Genomic DNA, 3,205 nt, shown 5'->3' with positions numbered 1-3,205 from the left:
CGGTTGTAGCCATATGCTTTCGTTTACATCATGTAAGGTATCCGTCCACTCTGTAAATTCTTTATACAGAAGAATCGTATTTTCGCCTAAACTAATCATATTGGAACCTCCATTTTTATAGATAAAAATTCTGTATTGGTTTGCCCTCATAGTCAAATACTTTAAAACCAAATTTCCCAAACCAAGTATATCAAAGATAAGTTATTCAACTAAACTCCCGTTAGCTCAATAACAAAGAATAAAATTATATGAGTTTTACAATTTGTCTAAATCAGGATAATTGGCTATGTTGATAACATTCCCTGACGGGTCTGTCACATTGAATTCTAGAAAGCGTTCGATATTCCAAGTATGGATTATTTCAGTAACTTCTTCGCCAGCTTCAACAAGCCTTCTGTAACATTCATGAATATTTGATGTTTTAATACAAAGGACAGCATAGGGCTTTCCTTCTGACACAATATGAATAGGTAAAAGTGGTTCGACTCTTTTTAAAAATAAATAGGGTCCTGGTTCAAGCTTCAAATCAGATTCTTCTTCCGTTTTCCAGCAATGGGTAAATCCAAAAATCTTCTCATACCATGCTACGGATTCGTTTATATTCTTGACAGGCAATCTTACTTGAACGATTGTATTAACAAGATTTTGAGATTTGCTCATTGTTAACCTCTCCCTTGGAAAACAAAATTTCCTAAAAGGTATTATTTTCCTCCACTTTAAAAAACCTTATTACGTTTCAACTAACCTGCCAGCTCAACGAGGATGCCGTTACATACCGGCATCCTTGTTATGGTGATTGTTAAGCTATGGTTTAATATCTTGCTTGCCAAATCGTAATGCGATTTCCATCTGGGTCATACAACTCAAAGTGCCAACCGCATTCGCCTTCCTCGATAATATCTTCTGTACGAACCCCGCGTTCATTCAAATAGGCGTGATACCCATGAATGTCGTCCGAAAAATATGCGGTTTTTGGTAGTGGTTTACCGTCTACCATATTTTGAACAACGGGTCCGTCCGTCCTAAGTAGGTGGAGGTCCGGCTGTAAGATGGCATGCGTATCAAAAACGATGTCGAGCTTAAAGCCTAAAATATCTTCGTACCATTCAGCGGAACGCCTAACGTCTGTTACCGGAATGTACGTAAAGCAAATACGTGCAATTTTATTTACTACTTGCTCACGGAATGTTTCACCTAATTTATTCACAGAAACTACATCAATATCCATTTCAAACAACTCCTCTTTTAGTTTTTCTCGTGTCTAAGCCGCTCATGTAGAACAAGACAATGACCTGTTCTCTCTCTCAGTTAAAAGGTTGATGGCGTCCCACATGATTGTTTGCCGCTCGTTCCGTATAACAATATCCTCTGTCGTTTCAACTTGTGATGCAAACTTCAAATCATCCATAGTCTTTAATCCAAACCTGTTATCTTTACGAAAATAGTCAAGGGATATACGTTTCACTGTAGTATGGAGCCAGCTACCAAATTTGCCGATCTCCATAATTCGTCCGAGATTACGCCATATTTTTCGCTTAAGTACCAGCTAATTATTATTCCTTTAATAAAGTCCTTCAATGAACACTAACCTGGCCGTTACCTGCTGCATAGCAAGCTCCTCCGCTATCGTGTCCCGTTAGCTTAATACCGTGTTGGGTTTATAATCGTAACAAGGCAAATCGCTCAGCTCAAAGCAACATACATTTCCTTTAGATAAGTTAAAGCTTTCCTTTCTAACAACGATATTTCTTTTAGAATTGCTATAATGTCTTCTCTTTCAGTCTCATTAAACAGCTCGCGTGGTTGCTCGTACGGGAACCTATTTTTTAAATTATTACATCTGGAAGAAATTTCGGTGTACGTACTAATTGCCTCATTAGCCGACTGTTTCAACTTTCCATTAAATTTATCCTTTATATCTGCCAAGAAGAGAGTTGCCTGGTACCTAGCTTCGTAAACAACTTCAATAATGAGAGCAAAATCAAATTTATAAATAGTATTACGTTCCAAACCATTTATCCATTCTTCAAACGCTCGAGAACCAACAAAGTACGGTTTCCCTGACCACTGATAACTCCCCTCTTCATTTAGATGGATAGAGAATTGTAGTGCTTCCTTAAAAGCATTCCTTTCATTTTTAACGGGGGCGGGGTCAACCCAATGTAATGAAATTAAACCACTCTCCGAGTCCCTAGGTTCGAAAATCTTTCGTTCGTTTACACAATTAATGCACGGACAACGGACTAAACCTAGTGAGTTCCAGGGAATCACATCTTGACTGTGTTCATACCCCGTATGCCATGAATCAATGTAGTATCCGACATTATCATAAGCGACGATAACAGAGGTTTGATTGTCTTGGCCTAAATTTTTCGCAAACACAGGCTTATTGGAGTTGATTGCCAACCTTGCTTTCTCCCACGCCTCGGATTGAAGTTTGGAAAAAGYCACACCTTCGGCATATTGGTGAAACCCTACAATTTCAAAGCCAATATTCCGCGCAAGTCGAAAAATTTCTGGTTCTGGCGGTCCAGCATTAGGCTGAACTAAATTCTCGTCAAGAACAAATAGGAAAGCAAGACCTGTCATACCATAAATCTGCGTTGCTGTTACAGGGATTTGATAATAATCAGCAGTCGATTTAATTGCTCCGAGTTGGGATGCGTCCATTCCAGCGAAACCGTAATTATCTAGTTGAATTCTAGTAGTTGGGATGTCACAAGAACTATCTTTCATTGACTATTCGCTCCTTAGAATGAATTAATTTCCATATATACCCATGTAGTATAGAGCATTTATACCATCATGTAAATAATTCACTAAAAATCTATACACTGCATATAACTGCCAGTTAGCTTAATAGAAAGAMGGAGCAGCTGCCATGGCAAAACTGCTCCTTCGTTTGTTCAACTATCGTTACCCGTTTAGTTTAAAGTTCTTCACGCTTCTCAAAGTATCGGCACAAAAATATCGGCGTTATTAAAGTGTTGTTCTTCTCCAAATCTGAATACTTCAAGTGCAAGCGATCTTGGATTATTATCCAAACTTTTTTCTTTTAAAAAAGATTTAATTAGCGCATAAGGATCTTGATCTATTGATCTTACCTTGGCATAACGTTGACTTGGTACACTGAATCCGATCATGCCTGTCGGAACATTCTCAATTCTTGTTACTTCCATACAGTAGATGTAAGTGAAAAGTACAT

3 protein-coding genes and 1 pseudogene are annotated in these 3,205 nt (G+C 38.2%); all 4 read right to left on the bottom strand.

Annotated elements, in window-relative coordinates:
- Nucleotides 1-255: 255 nt before the first annotated feature.
- Nucleotides 256-660 (bottom strand): VOC family protein, encoded by a 405-nt coding sequence (locus AC1DWN_RS31015; protein ID WP_477562711.1) that lies wholly within the window; start codon nt 658-660, stop codon nt 256-258.
- A 151-nt stretch (nt 661-811) separates the two neighbouring features.
- Nucleotides 812-1,228, bottom strand: coding sequence for a VOC family protein (locus tag AC1DWN_RS31010; RefSeq protein WP_477562710.1), 417 nt, complete (start codon nt 1,226-1,228; stop codon nt 812-814).
- 455 nt (nt 1,229-1,683) lie between these two features.
- A complete protein-coding gene (locus AC1DWN_RS31005) occupies nt 1,684-2,736 on the bottom strand; it encodes a hypothetical protein (protein WP_477562709.1) in 1,053 nt (350 codons plus the stop codon).
- A gap of 212 nt (nt 2,737-2,948) precedes the next feature.
- Nucleotides 2,949-3,205, bottom strand: a pseudogene (locus AC1DWN_RS31000) (GyrI-like domain-containing protein); the annotation flags it as partial.

It is taken from the genome of Paenibacillus sp. P4_A7 (genome assembly GCF_056402455.1).
Note: the sequence above shows the minus strand (reverse complement) of the source record. Positions and strands in the feature narration are given on the sequence as shown.